Raw genomic sequence first — 21,074 nt, forward strand, 5'->3', positions numbered from 1 at the left:
ATGTAAATTTCGAATATTTAAAAAAGACTAGCATTCGCTAGTCTAAATGTTTCTTATACTCTCTTTGAGCGAAGAAGAAATAAATGATACATGCTGCGATATAAAACAGAATGAACAAACCTACTTTTCTGAATGATCCATCCATAAAAAGCGTATTATGAAACGTATATAATGCAACTGCACTATGCATACTCCCTACTATAATTGGCGCAAAAAATAGCATACATAATTGCCAACGAGAAATTTTCCATACTTCTTCCTTCGTCATTCCAAGTTTAGAGAGTGCACCATACTGCTTTCGGTCCGATGCAATATTATGGAACCATTTAAAATACACGATACTACATGAAGTGAGAAAGAATAATATACTAATAAATGAGCCTACAAATAGAGTAATATCGCCGCCTTCTTTCATATTTACATACAACTCCATATTGCTTCGAAATGCATTATTATTATCTTGTTTTATATGTCTCCGTAAATCTTCATTTAATTTCTTCGTCTTTTCGATATTTGATAATGTGTAGCCTCTATATATCATTTTTTCAGAATCAGGAACCTGATTTGCTATACTGTCAAAATCTTCATCATTCATAACGAAGAACAGACCATTAATGTACGAAGGGTGATGGTTAAATTGAACCCCTTCTTTCTGACCGTTAAATACGAATTGATATGGTTGATTCATTACTTGCAATTGAATCTCTTTTTGATTATATACATTCGAATTATTGTATTTATTATAATAAACGAGTGTCACTGTACCTTTTTTAGGACGATACGTTTTCTGTCTTTGTTTCCTTGCTTCTTGGTTATATTCACTTTCTTTTATAAGCGGTACTATTGTTGTTTCTCCCTTATTAGACTGAAAGGATGCATAAACTCCAACAAAACTCATATATTGAAAATCATCATACTCATATTGATGCAGTAATTTTTCAACCGCACCTTCCTCAAAGACTTCATGAGTAGAAATACCTTTTTCTATGTACGAAAACGAGTGTACCCCTCCAGTTCGCCACATATCTTGCATGCTAGAAAAATATAAGAACACCGTACCTGTTGCTGTAACTACAAACGTCGTTGCCATAGACATCAGAAAAAAAAAGCGACCATTTTCCTTCATTCGATGTGACAATTGATTCACTATAAATAAATACGGATATGTATACATAATCTTTTTATTTCGCTTTATCATTTCTAACACTTGGGTAGCTCCATGTGTAAAAGAAAAGTACGTTCCAAAAAAGACAAGTATAGACACAGGGAAAAAGTATATTGCTATCGTAGTCATCGTAACTTGTAGCGCCAACGCATACCCGCCCACTAAACAAGCAAAACCGAATAAACAAAGCCACTTTGATGTTTTCTTCTCTTTTTTATCTGTTCGAAATTCTTTCAATAACCGAATGATTTTTATATTCCATATACGTAAAGCACTTATAAAAGATAACAAAATAAAAACGACCATATATGTAATAAATGTTACACCAATCGCCCTTACGTCAAATATGACAGGGAGTTCTTTCGGAAGCCCCAGTAACATACTAAATACCATAAAAAAGAGTTTTAAAAATATCATACCGAGCACAATACCGAAAATATTCGCGAAGACCCCGATTAAAATTTGTTCGGTCATAATCATTCCTATTACGTTAGATTTCGTTGCTCCCATTAACATATATAACCCTAATTCTTTCTTACGTGCTTCTATGAAAATAGAAGTAGAGTACAAAATAAATATGACGAAAAAAGAAATGATTATAACATTACATATGATAAGTCCCCAACGTACGTTTTGATACCACATCGTCTCTTGCATATACGGATGCACAATGACAGACATATATGCGTAAGAAGCAAATATTGCAAAACAACTACTTAAGAAAAACACTTTATAATTACGCCAATTTCCTTTTATATTTTGCAGCGCTAGTTGCCAAATGTTCATCTATCGTCCTCCTGTAACTTACTACATAGGCAAAAAGCTAGAGGTTCCCCTAGCTTTTTACGTGTTTTAAATATCCTCTTTGCGCGATCATAAAGTAAATGGCAGAAGCTAAAATGTATGCTCCAATTACAAGCGCACCTGATTTCCATAAATCAATATAAAGCATTTTCCCTAACGTATGAAGAGCAACTCCACTATGAATGGAACCGATTAAAATTGGGATAAAGAAGATAACTCCCATTTGTCGAATCGCAATTTTGCGAATTTCTTTATCTGTCATACCGATTCTCTTTAACGATTTAAATTGAATACGATCTTGTTCTTTATCGTTAAACCATTTAAAGTATGTCATACTACAAGCGAAGAAGAAGAACAGTACCGCTACGAAGAAACCGATGAACATTGTAATTGCTCCACCTTCTCTTATATCCTTATACGCAAACACTGAATTTCTCAATTCTCCTTGCTTTTCTGGTGCAATTTCATTTTTCAAATCTAATACAAGATTTTCTGTATTTTTCCAATCCTCGATATAATAACCGTAATATTTCGTCTTTTCTTCATCTGGTACGAGTTTTGCATATTTCTCAAAATCTTGATCATTTACAATAAGATATTCACTATCATTAAAAACAGAAAATAAAGTTGGCTTATTCAGTTGAACAGACTGCGTTTGTCCGTTAATTTTAATTTCATACGGTTTCGAAAGATCTATCTTCATCATATCGTTCGCCATATCCGTTATGACCATTGTTGCACTACCTGGAGCATTATGAACTTCTCTAACTTGCTCTCTTTTTTGTTTACGTACTTCAGCGTTATATTCTTTTTCTGAAACAATCGCCATTGGCATCTCATGTTCACTGTTAAACATCGTGATTTTTTGAGTTCCAGGAAGTTTTACATACGTTACTTCTCGCGCTTCTTCAAATCCGTGTTTTTTTATTAATTCTTTTGTTTTTCCTTCTTTGATGACATTATGCGTATGTATTCCCTTTTCCTCATACGAAATAGCATGCGGGGTACTAGTTATTGCCTTATAACTCATATCCTCAAAAAATACGTACAGCGTACCAACTGCTGAAGATACAACTGCCGTAATGATAGAAATTACAAATAGAAAACGAGCATTATCTTTCATTTTATAAATAAGATTGCTAAGTACGAACATATTTGGATATGTATAAAAAGATTTTTTTCGTTTTTGTAACGCCTTTAATACGACTGTACTACCTTGTGTAAATAGCAAATAAGTTCCGCCTATCGTCAGCCCTACAATTGGTAAAAAGAGAATGATAAAATTCATAAATGTTACTTGGAAGCTAAGTACGTATGCGACAATAATACATCCTATACCAACTACACATAACCATGTAAATGCAAAAGGTTCTACTTTTTGTTTTCTTGCTTCTCTTAATAAATCAATAATTTGCAAGCGTCCTACCGTCCAAACGCTAAACAATGATAAGATTAAAAATAGAATAAAGTATACACCTGCTGTAATCAAAACTGCTTTACTATTCCATACGAGTGGTAATGTTTTATCTATTTTCAATATTACGCTTAATGCTTGGAAAAATAATTTTGAACAAAGCATGCCAAGTCCAATACCTACTACAATTGCAATGCTACCTAACATAAGCTGTTCTAATATAATCATTCGGCCAAGTTGAGATTTCGTTCCGCCTATTAATGTTAATAAACCAAACTCTTTTTTCCTTGCTCGTAAAAACGTTGAATTTGCATATAAAATAAAGAGTGCCGAGAAGATGACCACAATATAATTCATCGATTCTAATCCTTTTGTGATCATCTTTCTCATACTAATATTACCGCTTACGACATCTGGATGATAAATAAAAGAAGCATACATGAAAAATACGACAATCGATAAACAACTACTTATAAGAAACGCTTTATAGTTACGCCAATTTCCTTTTACGTTATTAAGCGCGAGCTGGCGAAAGTTCATGATATTCTCCTCCTAGCATCGCAAGTACGTCCAGAATTTCTTGGAAAAAGGCTTGTTTCGTTCTTCCTTTATGTATTTCCGAGAAAATTTCCCCATCGCGTATGAAAAGGATACGTTCACAATAACTAGCCGCTACTGGATCGTGCGTAACCATTGCAATCGTTACTTTCTTTTGCTCGTGTAAATCTTGCAGAGCGCCCATTAGCGATTTCGCTGACTTCGAGTCTAAGTTTCCAGTTGGCTCATCTGCTAAAATTAACGTCGGTTCATGAATGATTGCTCTCGCTGCTGCTGCACGTTGTTGTTGTCCCCCAGATACTTCGTATACTTTTTTATTTAAAATTTCTTCAATGTTTAAAAACTTCGCAATTTCCAGTACTTTCGCATCGATTTCATTTACAGATTTCTTCGCCATTACAAGTGGTAAAATAATATTTTCTTTAATGGATAACGTATCAAGTAAATTAAAATCTTGGAAGATGAATCCTAAATGTGTACGGCGAAACTCCGCTAATTTTGCAGCACGCATTTGATTAATTTCTTCTCCATTTACAAGCACATGACCTGAAGTTTGCTTATCAATTGTTGCTAATAAATTTAAAAGCGTTGTTTTTCCACTTCCTGAAGGACCCATAATCCCTACAAATTCGCCTTCTTCTATTTTAAAATTTATATCATTTAAAGCAGTCGTCGCTACTGAACCTTTTGATTGGTACACCTTCGTTAATCCTTTTACTTCAAGAACACTCATTTCTAATCCCCCTACGTGTTTTCTTCTTACATTTACTATAAGAAAAATAAGAAAAAGAAACGAGTGATTTCCCTTACAAAACGTTTTGTTATCTTACAGTTTTGTCATTTTTCTCATCAATGTATGATATTCTTCATCTTTTGCAAATTGGAACGTGAATGTTGTCCCTTCTCCTTCAGCCGATTGAACATACATTCCATGATGTAAATTATCGCAAATTTCCTTCGTAATATATAAACCCATTCCAGTCGCTTCTCTCGTTTTACGGCCATTTACCCCCGTAAAGAATGGATCAAATATACGCTTTACATCTTGCTCTGGAATACCGATTCCATTGTCCTTAATATGTAATAACACCTTTTGGTCTTTCTCTTCAATTTGAAATTGAATTTCTTTTTTCTCTGCCGCTGAAATTTTTGTATACTTAATTGCGTTTACAACAATTTGACCTATAGCAATACTTAGCCATTTTCTATCAGAGGCAACCATACAAGTATCTTCTTCAAACATCACTTTCGGAAATACAGACGATTGAATGAAGGATTTCCGATTTTCATTAATAATACCTCGCACGACATCTATAACATTTACTACTTCTACCTTATAATCTTTCGCAAACTGCTCTAGTCTTGCCATATGTAACGCTAAATCTAAACCATTTAGTATACGGTTATTTTCTTCACGAATACTTTCAACTGTTGCTCTTGCCTCACGATGCTCTTTGCCAAACTTTTGCAGCAATAATTCAATAACAGATACTGGTGTTTTCATTTGGTGAATCCATTGGTTCATAAATATCATTTGCTGTTGCTCTTTCGCATGCTGTTTATGAACTTCATTCATATATTGCTGTCTTAATAACGTAAAAGATTCAACGACCATTTCTTGCTCTGATGTATAAGATTCATCAATAAGTAAAGAGTCATGTAATGTATTTCCACCAGTAACATACTTTTCGATCCTCTTTAAAAACACACTCCGTTTTCGGTAATCGTAAATGAGGTATACAGTAAACACAACTGTTCCTAATAAAAGTCCATATAACCATGTACTCCAATCAATGGATCGCTTTTCTAAAAGACTTTGCAACTGTAAAACGAGCCCAAATAAACAAAGGCTAACAATATAAGAAAGAATTAAAGAAAAGCGGTCCATGAGGTAAATTTTAACCTTCATGCCCTTCGCCCCACTCCGTAAGAAGCGCATAACCATATCCACGTTTCGTTACAATTGCATTTTTAATGCCTAACTCCTCTAGTTTCTTCCTTACACGTTTTACATTTACGGTTAATGTATTATCATCCACAAATGCTACTTCATCCCATAGAGCTTCTAACAGTTCTTCGCGCGTTACATATTGATTCACCTGTTTCATTAAACACTCTAATAAGTAAAACTCATTTTTTGTCAGTTCAGTTTGTTGTCCTTGCCACTCAACAATATGCTGAGACGGGAATAACAACAGTCCATTTACACCTAAACAATCACTCTCAGCAGCAGAAGCATACTCTCCGTAACCACGGCGAAGCGCACTCTTCACCTTTGCCATTACGATATCTAAATGGAATGGCTTCGTAATATAATCATCGCCGCCATTTTCAATCGCCATTACTTGGTCCATTTCTCCTGTTCTTGCAGAAACAAAAATAATTGGCGCATTCGATACAGTACGAATTTGACGACACCAATAAAAACCGTCAAAGTATGGTAAATTAATATCAAGTAACACGAGATGAGGATTCACTTTTACAAACTCATCTTTTATTTGACGTAAATCACTTGCTCTAAATGATTGATAGCCATATCTTTCTAAATGCTCTTCTAATATTCCCGCGATTTTCTCATCATCTTCTACAATTAATATTTTATACATGTTCGTTTTCTCCCCATAAAAAATTCTTCTAAAAACCACTCCCTTTTTATTATAAATTGAAAATTTAATTAGTGGGGATTTTTTCCTATATAAATCCGATTTTTACGATATAAAAAAAGACTGCCGTATTTCGGCAGTCTTAATCGATAAATTCAAATTCATATTCAAGAATTTTTACAATATCTCCGTCTTTTGCACCACGTGCACGAAGCGCTTCATCAATACCCATTCCGCGCATTTGACGAGCGAAACGACGTACAGATTCATCACGTGAGAAGTCTGTCATCTTGAATGTTTTCTCGATATCGTAACCAGAGATAACAAACGTGCCATCACTTTCACGTGTAATTTCAAATTTAACACCTTCAGTATCAAATTTGTACATTACACTTGTATCAGACTCATCCGCAACTTCATGTATTGGGAATTCTGGTGTTGTTTCTATTAAGTTCGCTACTTCAAACAGTAAGTCACGAACACCTTGTCTTGTTACAGCTGAGATTGGGAAGATTTTTACTTCGTCTCCCACTTTCTCTTTAAATGCTTGTAAGTTTTCTTCTGCATCTGGCATATCCATTTTGTTTGCAACAACAACTTGCGGACGCTCAGTTAAGCGAAGATTGTATTCTTTCAATTCATTATTAATCGTTACGTAATCTTCATATGGATCACGGCCTTCTAAACCAGACATATCAATAACATGCACGATTACACGTGTACGCTCAATATGACGTAAGAATTGGTGTCCAAGTCCGACGCCAGCATGTGCGCCTTCAATTAGTCCTGGAAGGTCAGCCATAACGAAGCTGCGGTTATCACCAGTTTCAACAACACCAAGATTCGGAACGATTGTTGTGAAGTGATACTCTGCAATTTTCGGACGCGCTGATGATACAACAGATAATAATGTAGATTTACCTACACTTGGGAATCCAACAAGTCCAACGTCTGCTAGTACTTTAAGTTCTAGAATAACATCACGCTCTTGACCTGGTTCCCCGTTCTCAGCGATTTCTGGCGCTGGGTTCGTAGCTGTTGCGAAACGTGAGTTACCACGGCCACCACGGCCACCTTTTGCAATTACAGCAGTTTGTCCATGCGTTACTAAATCGGCAAGAATTTGACCAGTTTTTTCATCTTTTACTACTGTTCCTGGCGGAACCTTTACAAGTAAATCTTCAGATTTACGTCCGTGCTGACCTTTACTCATTCCGTGCTGACCGCGATCAGCTTTGAAATGACGTTGGTAGCGGAAGTCCATTAATGTACGTAAGCCTTCCTCAACTACGAAAACAACATCTGCACCTTTACCTCCGTCGCCACCTGCTGGGCCACCTTTTGGTACATACTTCTCACGACGATACGCAACCATACCATTACCACCGTCGCCGCCTTTTACATATATCTTGACCTGATCTACAAACATTATTTCACCACACTTTTTTCAATTGGTTGTAATATAACTGAGACTTCTTCGTCTCGCACTGTATAAGAAATGGAATACCATTTATTGTTTTGGGTCGCAAGCCAATTCTGTAGTTCTTCTACACTCGTTAGCTTACCACGAAAATCAAAAAAGAAACGAGCATTATCCGCGTCACATTCAATTGTGATACAAACATAATTTTCAACATATACGTCTAAACTATGCTGAAGCATCGAGAAAAATTGATTCGTCCATGTACATACAGTCTCATCTAAGTGAGATAAGTTATGTAATTTCCCTAATACTTCGTACTCCAATAAGCACGGCTGCTGTTTCCAATTATATGTTAAAATCCACTCTGAAAATAAAGGCATTGATAGCCCCATCAGATTGGATTCTTGTCTCGCTTCTTGGACAAAACGATCGATGAGACTATGAATTTCTTCCACTTTTCCAAGGGAAAGGTTTCCTTTCACCATCTGCATACGATTGAGCCAATCATGTCTTGAATGGCGCAATGCATCTATAATTGTCCATTTTTCATTCATTTAGATACCCCTTAATATAGAAAAACTCTAACCTGCACTCAGGTTAGAGTTTTCCGTGAGTTCTTATGCTTCTTGAGCAACAGGATATACGCTCACTTGTTTGCGGTCACGACCAAGACGCTCAAAGCGTACTACGCCGTCAACTTTCGCGTATAAAGTGTCATCGCCACCACGACCAACGTTAACACCTGGATAAATTTTTGTACCGCGTTGACGGTAAAGAATTGAACCACCTGTAACCGTTTGACCATCTGCGCGTTTAGCACCAAGACGTTTTGACTGAGAGTCACGACCGTTCTTTGTACTACCTACACCTTTCTTAGATGCGAAAAACTGAAGATCTAATCTTAACATACGTTACACCTCCTGCACTTTTTCTATTAAACGGATATACTTTCCGTAATCAAGTTCGATCGTCTTAAGCGAAACAACTAATCCTTCTAAAAGCGTTTGTGCTTTTTCTGCTGCATGAACTTCTAAATCATTAGGCAATTCATACGTTAAGAATCCGCCATCACTTCCGAGTTCAATAGTTGCTTGCACATTACAAAGTTCTTCCACTGCATTTATAGAACCAAACACAACCGCTGTAGTTCCAGCACAGACAAGGTCTTGTCCATGTGGCGCATAATCGGCATGTCCAGTCATTTTAAATGATTGGATACTTCCTAATTTCGTGCGACTTATCGTAATTTTAATCATGTTAACCAGAATTAAGCGTTGATAGCTTCAACAACTAGCTTAGTGTAAGGTTGACGATGACCTTGTTTCTTACGATTGTTCTTTTTCGCTTTGTATTTGAAAACGATGATTTTCTTAGCGCGACCTTGTTTTTCAACTTTCGCAGTAACTGTTGCACCTTCTACAACTGGGCTACCAACTTTAACGTTTTCGCCACCAACGAAAAGAACTTTGTCAAAAGTAACAGTTTCACCAGCTTCAACATCTAATTTTTCAATGTAGATTGCTTGACCAGCTTCAACTTTAATTTGTTTTCCACCTGTTTCGATAATTGCGTACATACTTGCACCTCCTCTTAATTACTAAGACTCGCCAAAAACGAGGTAGACATAAATGCCTTTAGGGAACCTGTCTTGTGCGGTTGTAGCATATAGCCGTTTAGGTGCTATAAACTATAACATAAAGATGTTATCATGAATCATAGACGGTTGTCAATAAATGTTCTGCTAACTATTTTTTCCGTTCTACAATTTCTTTTTTACTTCCAAAACGAACGATAGCATACTTTTCGATGATATCATCTTTGAAATAAATTTCAAATGGAATATTTTTTTGTAATCCTTTTTGCAAAAACTGTTTTTGCAGTTCTTTAGGCGCAGCGATTAATACTGCTTCATCTTCTATATTGCCATATGTGATTAGTTCTCTCTCTAACTCATACGCAATTGTTTCATGCGACATCACATAACCCGTCGCTTTGCAAGGTACACACTCTTTTAATAATACGTCCCGTAAAGAATGCTTTTTACGTTTACGTGTCATTTCCAAAATCCCTAGCTCCGTAAAGCCGAGCACCCTTGTATATGTTCGGTCATCTTGCATAGCAGCTATGAGACATTCTCTTACCTTTTCTTTATCTTCTCTTTTTTTCATATTAATAAAATCAATTAATATCATACCACCAATATCACGAAGTCTTAATTGGCGTGCAATTTCTTCAGCGGCTAGCTCATTTGTGCGAAGTACTGTATCTTGTAAATTTTGTTTTCCCGTAAACTTGCCCGTATTCACATCAATTACAGTCATCGTCTCCATTTGTTCTACAATTAAATAAGCACCATTTGGAAGCCAAACAATTTTTTGGAGTGCTTTCTCAATCTCACGCTCTATTCCAAAATGGTTAAACATCAAAGACTTTTCATTATAAAAAGATACTTTTTCTTTTCCAACTTTGTCTTCTAATTCCTTTACTATACTTCTTGTATCTACAACTACTTTTTCAATTGTTTCAATTGGGTTCTCTTGAAATACACGATCTAAAAAGGTCGCCGGTCGATGAAGTAATAACGGCACCTTTCCTTGACCCTCTTTTCTTTTTAACTCTTCATACAACTGTTGTAACCCTTGCATTTCAGCTTGTATTTCTTCAATTGCTCCTTTTTCAGAAGCAGAACGGAAAATGTACCCCCCCGTTCCCTCTATTTCAATTTGGAGTAACTGTTGTCTTCTTTTATTATTTTTTATTTTTCGAGAAACAGCGCGCATCTCATCAAACGGCATATAAACGACATATTTCCCGGTAAATTCTATATTCGCTGTCAATTTAGGCCCTTTCGTATCAATTGCCTCTTTCACAACTTGTACGAGTATCGCTTGCCCTTCATGTATACGATAAGAAGATGGTACATCATCGTATGAAAGGTAAGCATGTTTTTCTAAACCGATGTTTACAAAAGCTGCATTCATTCCAGCAATTGTTCTTACGACACGTCCAACATAAATATGCCCAACAATCTCTTGCTCTTCATTACGTTTCCATAAAAACTCAACAATCTTTTTCTTCTCTTCAATTGCAACGCGCTTTTCCGAACCAGCGTAATTCATATATAACGTTTTCAAAATTATTTCCTCACTTTATAATCTTCTTTGCTTTTACAATAATAAAAGGTTAGTGCTATCGTCAACACTAACCGATTAATTCTTCAACTGATGAAGTTGTTCGTTTTTCAGTAAAATATGCATAGAGCAATTCATTTTCATCCAATGTGTAATGCTCTTTATATTTTCCACGGACGATAATAGAATGCTTATATCCTCTACGAAATTTTGTGAAGATCGTATATAAACGATCTTCCGTTTGCACTTCAATAGGTGCAATCTTTTCGATTCCTCTTTTGTTTCCATAATAACGTTCTAATAAAAAACGCATAAATGCATACTGTCTTTGTTTCCACTCTTGATATAATGACACTGCTAAAAATATGAGTAGTACCCACATCATAATATTGTTACTATTCCAAAGTAACTGCCATCCTAATATTACACTAAAAAAAACACATGACAATTGCATCATCTTTTCATGTGCTTGTAAATAAGGGAAACGATATGATAATACATTAAACAATACTTTCCCGCCATCTAACGGCCAAATAGGAAGTAAATTGAATGCTAAAATAATTATATTATTCCACATGAAGAAATAATATAAATCTGCATTCAGCCAACCAGCTTTGAACAACATATAACCTACCAGCATCATCCAAACATGTTGAATCGGTCCTGCAATTACGACAACAAGTTCCTCTTTCAATGACTTATTACCATGTTCCTCAAGCTCGGCAACGCCACCAAACGGCAAAAGCTGAATTCTTTTTATACGCCAATTATAGTGTGCTGCTGCAAAAGCATGCCCAAGTTCATGAATAAGAACAATACAAAATAACAGTAGTAACTCTTTAAAACGCGCAGTAAAAATACCAATGACAATAATAACCCAAAATAATGGATGCACGGAAATTTTCGTTAAAACGTCCCTATATTTAATCAAATGATATCACCTGGATCGGATCAATAAATTTCTCATTCTTTTTTATCGCGAAATAAAACTTTCCATTTTTATCATTTGTATCATTACTCACCGTTCCAATTTTTTGTTTCTTTGAAACGTAATCATATAATTTCACTGACATATCGTTTAAGTTTGCATACCATGACTCCGTACCATCTGCATGTTGAATTTGAACTGTATTTCCAAGTTCCTCTTTCTTGCCTGCAAAAACAACTAACCCTTCATTTACTGACTCCACTTTTGCATTTGTAGCTGTTTGGACAAATACACCTTGGCCATTTTTTTGAAACCCTTGCATTACCTTTCCAGAAGCAGGAATTGCATAATCTTTTTGCTGAATACTTCCTTCTTTTTTCTCGTTCGGCGAATAGAATACAAGCGGTTTTCCAAATTGCTTTTCGTACCATTTCGCTACAGTAGCAAACTGAAATTCCTCTTTCATCACTTTTTCTGTAACAGCTTTAGCTCCATTGAATGAAGAAGGAGCATTCTTATATAAAATAGCAACCGAAAGAACTAATATTGCTGATAATAAAACTTTGAAGAAAAAGACTTCCTTTCGAAATAAAGGATGCATTTCCTTTTCTCCATCTTCAATAAATACTGCTTCACTATCAAAATTCCCTCCGTTAAAATACTGCTCTTCCTCCATCCTTTCTTGCTCGGCCTTCCTTTTTGCAATCCGCTTTTTAATTTCTTCTACGCGTCTATTCTTCATACTGTCTCCTTTCTTTCGTTAAGCTAATTTCATTAGAAACAGTTGTATACAGTTTGTACATATGTATGAGCTAAGAAAGAAAGATATTCGTGTGAAGAAAAAAGAAAGCACCTCGCATATGTGCGAAGTGCTCTTAACGGATTCCAAAGAAGTTTTTCACCTTTGCAAATACCGATACCTTTTCTTGTTCAAATGCTTGTAATGGTACATTCTCACCTAACAAGCGTCTTGCAATATTACGATAAGCCAACGCTGCTTTTCCGCTTGGTTGCAACGCCACAGGTTCACCTGTATTTGTAGCTCGAATAACTTCATCGTCATCTTCGACAACACCAAGAAGCTCGATTGACAATGTACGTACAATTTCATCAACATCTAACATATCCTGTTCATGAAGCATATGACTACGTACACGGTTAATAACAAGTTTGGGTGGTTCAATATCCTCTTTTTCTAAAAGCCCAATAATACGATCCGCATCGCGCATTGAGGATACTTCTGGAGTCGTAACAACGATTGCTTTATCCGCACCAGCTACCGCATTTTTAAATCCCTGCTCAATCCCCGCAGGACAATCGATTAATATGTAATCATAATCTTGACGTAATACTTGTATTAATTCATCCATTTGTTCAGGTGTTACCGCTGATTTATCACTCGTTTGTGCTGCAGGTAATAAATAAAGATCATCAAAACGTTTGTCTTTAATAAGAGCCTGAGGTAAACGGCAACGCCCTTCAACGACATCAACAAGATCAAATACAATACGATTTTCCAGCCCCATTACTACGTCTAAATTTCGAAGACCGATATCTGTGTCAATTAAGCACACTTTCTTTCCAGATAACGCTAGGGCCGTACCAATGTTCGCAGATGTAGTAGTTTTACCTACTCCGCCTTTTCCAGATGTAATTACTATTGCCTCTCCCACAGCTATACAATTCCCCTTTCTAACTTTGTTAAATTAGGTCTAAGATGAGTGAGAAGTTGCAGGCGATCGACAACAATGTGATTGTTCTCATTAATATACGCACATTCTGCCGCCTCCGCTCCGTCTTCTTTCTCTTCCGGAGCCCGCATTGCCACATCACTAATTCGAAGTTGCATCGGGTTCATAACAGATGCAGCGATTACAGCATCCGAATCCCCATAATACCCAGCATGTGCAATTCCTCTTAATGATCCTACGACAAAAATATTCCCCCCAGCGATAACCGTTCCGCCTGGATTAACATCTCCAATTAACAACAAATTTCCTTTTACATGTAAAACTTGTCCAGAGCGAACAATTTTGGAAATAGGGACAATTTCTGTTTCTTCTTTCCAAGCTATTGCTTCTGCTTTAGTGATAACATCACTTTCAATTGAATCCACAACAAGATTCTTTTTATTACGAATTAACGTACGAATCTCTTCTTGTTGGACTTCTGTTAAATAACGATTTCCTACTTTCACATGCACTTCAATTAAAGAGCGCCCATCACCATCGTAGTAATGTGTAGAAAGTTTTTCGTCTAATTCCATCAATAATTCTGAGAATGAACAACAATCATCTAAATGAAGCGTTATCCCATCTTTTGTCCCTTTTATCGTTACATTTTGTTGCTTTTTTTCTTCCACTAAAGTTCACCCCACCGATTCAATTCGACATAAAATTAGAAAATCCTTTTTTCTTTTTCTTCCATCGCTTTTGAAAGACGCACTATATATCGTCTCAGTGGGAAACAAACTATCAATAAGAAAATAGCATTTAACAATAAAGTAGAAAGGAGACGATCTGTGAAAAAGACATACGCTGGCATATGAGTACGCCCTAATAAAGTTAAGAATCCATACACATAATACTCTAGTGCTACAACGCTAGCTAATATGATAGAAACAACAATAAATAAATTCAATTGTAATACTTTCATCACACTATATACTAAATAAGCTAAAATCGGATAAGCAAAAATATATATCCCGACAAGTTCTGTGTATACGGTATCAAATAAGAAGCCAAATAATAGTCCGTAATAAATCCCTTGGACCGGACTATAATACACTGTAATAAAACATAAGACGATTATAAAGAAATGCGGTGCTGCTATGCTGTCTTTCCAAAATACATCCGTTGGAACAACAGTAGCAAACATATTTTCAAATAGAAACACAAAAAGGAGCAAAAGAGGAAGAGCTGCTCTTTTTAATATCTTCATCATCTCTTCTTCTCCTCCTATTCTAATGGCGCTGAAGGTGTTGCACGTTTAGCAACCGTAATATGCTCTACGTCATTTAAATCAGCGGCAGGTTTTACATAAGCTGTTTTTGTTAAGCCATATGCATCCGGCTGAACATCAACGATTTTTCCAATTACAAGACCTTTCGGGAAAATATCACCCAGTCCAGATGTTACAACTAGTTGATCTTTCTCTACCGGTGCATCAGAGCCAATCTTTGTGAAAAGAAGTAATTGCTTTTCTTTGTCATAACCTTCAATCAATCCAAAGATTTTCTCTTGCCCTTGTACAATAGCAGAAACGCGATTTGTTCGGCTCATAGAACTTAGTAATTCTACTGATGATGTAAACTGAGATACACTTTTCACTCTTCCAACTAACCCTTGTGAAGTTACTACAGCCATATCTTTTTTAATTCCTTGCTGTGCCCCTTTATCAATTCCAATTAAATCGTACCATTTATCTGGATTACGAGAAACAACAGTAGCTGGAATTTCAGTATACCCGCTATTTAACTCTTTTTTACCAGTTAGCTCTTGTAACTTCTTGTTATCATCTTCTAATTGTTTTACTTTCCCTGATAGACCTGCATAATTATCTAATTTTGCTTTTAATTCTTTATTCTCTTCATACGTGCGCTTTACATCCTCTACATTTTCGAAGAATCCAGCTACGTATTTCGCTGGCTTTTGGAATACACGTTCTACAACACCGACAGTATCTTTAACAAACTGCTCTGGCCATGTTAAACTGTTCCGTTCTTTCAATGAGATTCCAATCAATGCCACGAGAAGAATAATACTAACCAACAAAACAATTAATCTTTTGTTTAAGAAAAACTGTGGCACGTTCACACCCTCTTAATTTCACTGATTTTTATTTTGCAATATTATCGAGCAGCAGTTTTGAAAAGATCGATATTGTCTAATGCTTTACCTGTTCCAATTGCTACGCAATCTAATGGATCTTCTGCAACAAGAACTGGCATTTTCGTTTCTTCACTAATTACTTTATCTAAATTACGTAGTAATGCCCCGCCACCTGTTAATACGATACCGCGGTCCATAATATCAGCCGCTAATTCAGGTGGAGTTTTTTCTAACGTATTTTTAACTGATTCTACAATCGCATCTACTGTATCTTTTAATGCATCTGCAATTTCTTCTGGCTGAATTAGTACTGTTTTTGGTAAACCACTTACTAAATCACGACCGCGAATTTCCATAGGCTCGATACCTTCTGGCTCGCCTGCAGAACCAATTTCTAATTTTAATGCTTCAGCTGTTCTTTCACCGATCATTAAGTTATAGCTTTTCTTAATGTACTGAATGATTGAATCGTCCATATCATCACCAGCAACACGGACTGACTGGCTTGTTACAATACCACCTAGAGAAATAATTGCAACTTCTGTTGTACCGCCACCGATATCAACAACCATACTACCAGTTGGTTCCCAAACAGGTAAGTTTGCACCAATTGCTGCTGCAAATGGCTCTTCGATAGGATAAGCATCACGAGCACCCGCTTGACGAGTCGCATCGATTACTGCACGTCTTTCTACAGCTGTAATACCAGATGGTACACATACCATTACATACGGCTTACGTGAGAAGAAACCGTTTGATTTTTGAGCTTGTTGAATGTAATATTTCATCATTGTTGCAGTTGTTTCATAATCAGCAATTACACCGTCTTTCATCGGGCGAAGTGCCACAACGTTCCCTGGTGTACGACCAATCATTTGTTTTGCATCGCTACCTACAGCAACGATTTGTTTCGTATCAGTTTGTAACGCAACTACTGAAGGTTCACGTAAAACTACACCTTTTCCTTTTACATATACAAGCGTGTTCGCAGTTCCTAAGTCTATTCCAAGATCGCGAGTAAATCCACCAAATCCAAACATATTATTTATCTTCCTTTCTTGTTTTCACGGACTCATTTTTTCTTACTTTATATTATAAAAACAGTACGTTTTTTATATCTTTATCCTTTTTGTAGATAAATTTCTACAAAAAACTCATAAATCACATTATAAAACAAAATAAGTAAAAAGCATAGTCTTAAATATGACCTTTTTCCTTTAAACTCACGAATTTATGGTCACCTATTATAATATGATCAAGCACTTCAATTCCGATAATCTGGCCGCATTCTACTAAGCGTTTTGTTACTGCAATATCTTCACGGCTCGGCGTGGGATCTCCTGAGGGATGGTTATGAAGACATATGATAGAGGCTGCTGCACGACGGAAGGCTTCTTTAAAAACTTCCCTCGGGTGTACAATTGACGTGTTTAAACTTCCAATAAAGATCGTTTGCCTATGTATAACTTGATTTTTTGTATTTAAATATAAACAAACAAAATGCTCTTGTTGTAAAAAACGCATTTCTTCCATCATGTATTTCGCACAATCTTCTGGACTTCGAATACTATATCTATTTTGATATTCTAAACGTACCATTCTTCTGCCTAGTTCAAAGGCTGCCATAAGTTGCGATGCCTTTGAAATCCCAATACCATGTATACTAATTAGCTCTTCTAATGTTGCATCTTTCAACATACGTAAGCCATCAAATTGATGTAAAATTTTATCTGATAACTTTAAAACTGTTTCTTCTTTAGAACCTGTTCTGAGTAACACTGCGAGAAGCTCTCGATTTGATAAACTTCCAGCACCTTCTAACAATAAACGCTCCCGTGGCTGTTCTTCTCTTACAACATCACGAATACCGTTCATCTCTCCACCCCTTTATTTGTTCTCTCAAAGAAAACCCCATGCAATTTTACGCATGGGTTACATCAATATCAAATTGTTTTAATTCCCGAACGAGACGTGCAATTGGTAAGCCAACTACACTATAGTAGTCCCCTTGAATATTTTGAACGAAAATAGATCCTTTACCTTGAATCCCATAACTACCGGCTTTATCAAGAGGTTCTTTCGACGCGACGTATGTATCAATTTCCTCTTCTGTTAACTCCCAAAATGTAACTTCTGTACGCTCATAAAAAGTAACCGTTTTTTCTTTTGCTATAATTGCAACACCTGTATACACTTCATGTGTTTTCCCTGATAGTAATTGCAACATCTCTTTCGCCTCATCCTCATTAGAAGGCTTACCAAGAATACGCGACTCATATGTAACAATTGTATCTGCACCTAACACAATGTGATCACTATTATTTTCTGCCACCGCTGATGCTTTTTGCAAGGCAAGCGACATTACAATATCAGAAGGCGATGAATATGCACCAATTGTTTCCTCTACTTCACTTACAACGATTTCAAATGGCACACTAGCTAACTCAAGCAATTCCTTCCTCCGAGGTGACCCTGAAGCTAAAATTATTTTTCTCATATTTTCTCCTTCCTTTCTCACATGAAGCAGAACAATTTATATTAATCGTATCAAAGGAATAGTTTGTCCACAAATGAAAGAAATATTAATTTCTCTAACTAAAATAACACTTCTTTATTGCATACGATTATATTCCTGTCATAGAGAAAGCACTTTGCTCTAAATTCAAAAGAAAAGAAAGAAGTACATGTACTTCTTTCTTACTCATTTTATTATCCTATCATTTCACTTTCTACGAAACAATTTTTTCATACGAGAGTAAACCATCAATAATAACTTGATTTAATTTCGCCAAAGATTCCTTATCCATCTTCCCATCTTTTACTGTTTGTACAGCTACCGACGTATACATATACAGTTTCTTCGCTTCTTCTTGTTTCATACTTTTCCCTTCTTTTTCAACCTTTTTCCATTCTTTTTCAATTGCTTCTATATCTTTTGCACTGCTTTTTCCACCAACTTGTACGCTAGAAGCATATTTTGCTAAATGAGTGTATAATGGCTGCACTTTTGTTAAAAATGTTCCTACTTCTTTATCATCTTTCAGCAATGCTTTATCTGTTATATCCCAGTTCTTTTTTAAAACGGAGACACCATCATTTTTATACTTAGTCATTAATTGATTTATAGACTGTTCATCGCTAGCAATACCAACAACTATTGCATACTTATCACCGCTCGGTCTCAAAGCACCAATGCCCCCATTACCTTTCCATTCTTCAAGAGCTGCCTGTCCCTTTTCTTCAGAAGAATAAAGCCCCCCTTGAACAAAAAATAATTTCATTGGATCCAATGACGTTCCTGCTTGTGCTTTTTGTTTTTCTTCTTTCGGTGCTGGTGTTTGTTCTGCCGTTCCACCCACCTTTGATTCTCCATTTCCAGTCGGCCTTGAAGCTGTCACTTCACTTCCTCCTGTCGTTCCTTGTCCAGTAAGTAAATGAAGCATCCCCATTCCAAACGCCGTACCGATAATGATTGCAGTTGCAATGATTACAATTAATGTATTACTCCACTTCTTTCGGTATTTTTCCACAGACATTGATTTCGCTTTTTGAAACGGAACAACATTTTTCGGTCGTTCACTTTCTACTACCATCCATTCAAATTCATCTTTCTTTTTTTCCTCATACTTCGCTTCTGTTCCATTCACTTTCACTGAGATCGTTCGTGATTGCTTGTCCATACACTCACACCTCACCTCTTATCGTTGTCCGCATCATATCATATTCATTTCATAAAAAAACGAGATATTTGTCAGAGGAATTCGCCAAATAACCCTATATATTTATCTTATATGTATGCATTTGACTTCATTTGTAGAACAAAAAAACTAGATAGCAAAGACTATCTAGTTTTTCTCGCAAATATATTTACGTACTTCAGAAATGAAATAAAGAGAACCTGTTATGATAAAAACATCATTTTCTGCTATCATTTCAACTTTTGTATCAATTGCCTCTTTCCAATTTTCAAAAACTAATTTTGATTCTTTCTGTGAATATGATGCAAGCTTATCAGCAGAAATAGCACGATCAAAGGCGAATGTTGTAAAAATAATTTCATCTGCAATGGTTTCTAATTGGCCTACCATGTTATGTAATTGTTTATCACCAAGGGCAGTAAATAACACTATTACATTTTTATCTTTGTAATGTGCTTCTACTGTTTTCACAAGGCTTTCGATACCTTCTGGATTATGAGCACCATCTATAATAATATCTGGATTACTTTGCAGTTTTTCAAAGCGCCCCACCCAATACGCTTCCTGTAATCCAGTTCTTATTTCTTCTTCCTCAATTAAAAATGATAAGTATGTTTTTACATACATGACTGCCATAAGCGCAAGTGCTGCGTTTCCTACTTGGTGGCTACCTTTCATTGTGATTCGCACATCTTCAAAAGAGGCGAAAGGACAAGTGAAATCGAACTGTTCTCCATCTTCACTAGACTGTTTATGTAATGCTGTAAAATGGTTGCCCATCTCGTATAAGTTTGCATGATTTTCCTTTGCAACATTTTGAATGACTTGCAAAGCTTCTTCATCTTGTACACCAGTAATTACCGGCACGCCAGACTTAATAATCCCCGCCTTTTCATATGCAATTTCTCCTAATGTATTTCCTAAAATATGCATATGATCGTGACCGATATTCGTAATAATCGTGAGAACAGGGTGTATAACATTGGTAGAATCAAAACGTCCACCAAGCCCTGTTTCAAATAAAACAACATCACAGAAATTGAATTTGCCGAAATAGCAAATCGCCATAACAGTAATAATTTCAAACTCTGTCGCTTCCCCTAAATCCGTTTCATCTAGTTTTTCCACGACTGGTTTTACCAGCTTTACAAGTTCAGTAATCTCTTCGTCTGCAATTGGTGTTCCATTCACACTAATGCGTTCATTAAATGATTCGATGTAAGGAGAGGTAAACGTTCCTACCTTATATTTCGCGCCTTCTAACATGTAACGCATATATGTTAACGTTGAACCTTTTCCATTTGTACCAGCAAGATGAACACATTTTATATGACGCTCTGGATTTCCAAGTTCTTCTAACATCCATCTCATTCTTTCTAATCCTGGCTTAATTCCAAATTTCAATCGGCTATGGATCCACCCTATCGCTTCTTCGTATGTATGTATCACGTATGTTTTTCCCCTTTCAAAAGACAACTTTCATAGTTCTATTATACGCAAAGAAAAGAGACTCACCAATA

22 protein-coding genes and 1 other annotated feature are annotated in these 21,074 nt (G+C 36.1%); all 22 genes read right to left on the reverse strand.

What is annotated here, in order from left to right; translation table 11 throughout:
- Positions 1-37 precede the first annotated feature (37 nt).
- Entirely contained in the window at positions 38-1,951 is a 1,914-nt protein-coding gene (locus ACTFSL_RS20075; protein WP_440042266.1) for an ABC transporter permease, read from the reverse strand.
- Between the two features lie 49 nt (positions 1,952-2,000).
- Complete coding sequence (locus tag ACTFSL_RS20080) at positions 2,001-3,923, reverse strand: ABC transporter permease (RefSeq protein ID WP_440042268.1); 1,923 nt, start codon at positions 3,921-3,923, stop codon at positions 2,001-2,003.
- Positions 3,898-4,674, reverse strand: coding sequence for an ABC transporter ATP-binding protein (locus ACTFSL_RS20085; protein ID WP_000114529.1), 777 nt, complete (start codon positions 4,672-4,674; stop codon positions 3,898-3,900). Before ACTFSL_RS20085 ends, ACTFSL_RS20080 begins: the two co-directional genes overlap by 26 nt.
- Positions 4,675-4,767: 93 nt before the next feature.
- Complete coding sequence (locus ACTFSL_RS20090) at positions 4,768-5,850, reverse strand: HAMP domain-containing histidine kinase (RefSeq protein ID WP_000865181.1); 1,083 nt, start codon at positions 5,848-5,850, stop codon at positions 4,768-4,770.
- Positions 5,840-6,547 (reverse strand): response regulator transcription factor, encoded by a 708-nt coding sequence (locus tag ACTFSL_RS20095; RefSeq protein ID WP_000276723.1) that lies wholly within the window; start codon positions 6,545-6,547, stop codon positions 5,840-5,842. Before ACTFSL_RS20095 ends, ACTFSL_RS20090 begins: the two co-directional genes overlap by 11 nt.
- Positions 6,548-6,686: 139 nt before the next feature.
- On the reverse strand, positions 6,687-7,973 hold the full coding sequence (gene obgE / locus ACTFSL_RS20100) for a GTPase ObgE (RefSeq protein WP_000497128.1): 1,287 nt from the start codon (positions 7,971-7,973) through the stop codon (positions 6,687-6,689).
- Positions 7,973-8,521, reverse strand: coding sequence for a sporulation initiation phosphotransferase B (locus ACTFSL_RS20105; protein ID WP_001003584.1), 549 nt, complete (start codon positions 8,519-8,521; stop codon positions 7,973-7,975). The genes obgE and ACTFSL_RS20105 overlap by 1 nt, the downstream gene beginning before the upstream one ends.
- Before the next feature lie 63 nt (positions 8,522-8,584).
- On the reverse strand, positions 8,585-8,875 hold the full coding sequence (gene rpmA, locus ACTFSL_RS20110) for a 50S ribosomal protein L27 (protein WP_000944958.1): 291 nt from the start codon (positions 8,873-8,875) through the stop codon (positions 8,585-8,587).
- 3 nt (positions 8,876-8,878) lie between these two features.
- Positions 8,879-9,223 (reverse strand): ribosomal-processing cysteine protease Prp, encoded by a 345-nt coding sequence (locus tag ACTFSL_RS20115; protein WP_440042269.1) that lies wholly within the window; start codon positions 9,221-9,223, stop codon positions 8,879-8,881.
- A gap of 11 nt (positions 9,224-9,234) precedes the next feature.
- Positions 9,235-9,543 (reverse strand): 50S ribosomal protein L21, encoded by a 309-nt coding sequence (gene rplU / locus ACTFSL_RS20120; protein WP_000270907.1) that lies wholly within the window; start codon positions 9,541-9,543, stop codon positions 9,235-9,237.
- 14 nt (positions 9,544-9,557) lie between these two features.
- Positions 9,558-9,635 (reverse strand) — a sequence feature (ribosomal protein L21 leader region).
- Between the two features lie 77 nt (positions 9,636-9,712).
- Positions 9,713-11,101 (reverse strand): Rne/Rng family ribonuclease, encoded by a 1,389-nt coding sequence (locus tag ACTFSL_RS20125; protein ID WP_440042270.1) that lies wholly within the window; start codon positions 11,099-11,101, stop codon positions 9,713-9,715.
- A 67-nt stretch (positions 11,102-11,168) separates the two neighbouring features.
- Positions 11,169-12,029 (reverse strand): stage IV sporulation intramembrane metalloprotease SpoIVFB, encoded by an 861-nt coding sequence (spoIVFB, locus tag ACTFSL_RS20130; RefSeq protein ID WP_440042271.1) that lies wholly within the window; start codon positions 12,027-12,029, stop codon positions 11,169-11,171.
- Entirely contained in the window at positions 12,022-12,768 is a 747-nt protein-coding gene (spoIVFA, locus tag ACTFSL_RS20135; RefSeq protein ID WP_000797471.1) for a stage IV sporulation protein SpoIVFA, read from the reverse strand. Before spoIVFA ends, spoIVFB begins: the two co-directional genes overlap by 8 nt.
- 133 nt (positions 12,769-12,901) lie before the next feature.
- Positions 12,902-13,699, reverse strand: a complete 798-nt coding sequence (minD, locus tag ACTFSL_RS20140; protein WP_000503309.1) for a septum site-determining protein MinD — start codon at positions 13,697-13,699, stop codon at positions 12,902-12,904.
- 2 nt (positions 13,700-13,701) lie between these two features.
- On the reverse strand, positions 13,702-14,388 hold the full coding sequence (gene minC / locus ACTFSL_RS20145; RefSeq protein ID WP_000391521.1) for a septum site-determining protein MinC: 687 nt from the start codon (positions 14,386-14,388) through the stop codon (positions 13,702-13,704).
- Positions 14,389-14,423: 35 nt separating this feature from the next.
- Positions 14,424-14,969, reverse strand: a complete 546-nt coding sequence (gene mreD, locus ACTFSL_RS20150) for a rod shape-determining protein MreD (RefSeq protein WP_000975766.1) — start codon at positions 14,967-14,969, stop codon at positions 14,424-14,426.
- A gap of 14 nt (positions 14,970-14,983) precedes the next feature.
- Entirely contained in the window at positions 14,984-15,835 is an 852-nt protein-coding gene (gene mreC / locus ACTFSL_RS20155) for a rod shape-determining protein MreC (protein WP_001135487.1), read from the reverse strand.
- A gap of 41 nt (positions 15,836-15,876) precedes the next feature.
- A complete protein-coding gene (gene mreB, locus ACTFSL_RS20160; protein WP_000466736.1) occupies positions 15,877-16,896 on the reverse strand; it encodes a cell shape-determining protein MreB in 1,020 nt (339 codons plus the stop codon).
- Between the two features lie 157 nt (positions 16,897-17,053).
- A complete protein-coding gene (radC, locus tag ACTFSL_RS20165) occupies positions 17,054-17,731 on the reverse strand; it encodes a RadC family protein (protein ID WP_001013390.1) in 678 nt (225 codons plus the stop codon).
- Between the two features lie 46 nt (positions 17,732-17,777).
- Complete coding sequence (locus tag ACTFSL_RS20170; protein WP_001226291.1) at positions 17,778-18,353, reverse strand: Maf family protein; 576 nt, start codon at positions 18,351-18,353, stop codon at positions 17,778-17,780.
- A gap of 232 nt (positions 18,354-18,585) precedes the next feature.
- A complete protein-coding gene (locus tag ACTFSL_RS20175) occupies positions 18,586-19,536 on the reverse strand; it encodes a hypothetical protein (protein ID WP_063537565.1) in 951 nt (316 codons plus the stop codon).
- 165 nt (positions 19,537-19,701) lie between these two features.
- A complete protein-coding gene (locus ACTFSL_RS20180; protein WP_000582064.1) occupies positions 19,702-21,003 on the reverse strand; it encodes a bifunctional folylpolyglutamate synthase/dihydrofolate synthase in 1,302 nt (433 codons plus the stop codon).
- Positions 21,004-21,074 lie beyond the last annotated feature (71 nt).

The sequence above is a fragment of the Bacillus cereus group sp. MYBK108-1 genome (genome assembly GCF_051917185.1).
GTDB lineage: Bacteria > Bacillota > Bacilli > Bacillales > Bacillaceae_G > Bacillus_A > Bacillus_A cereus.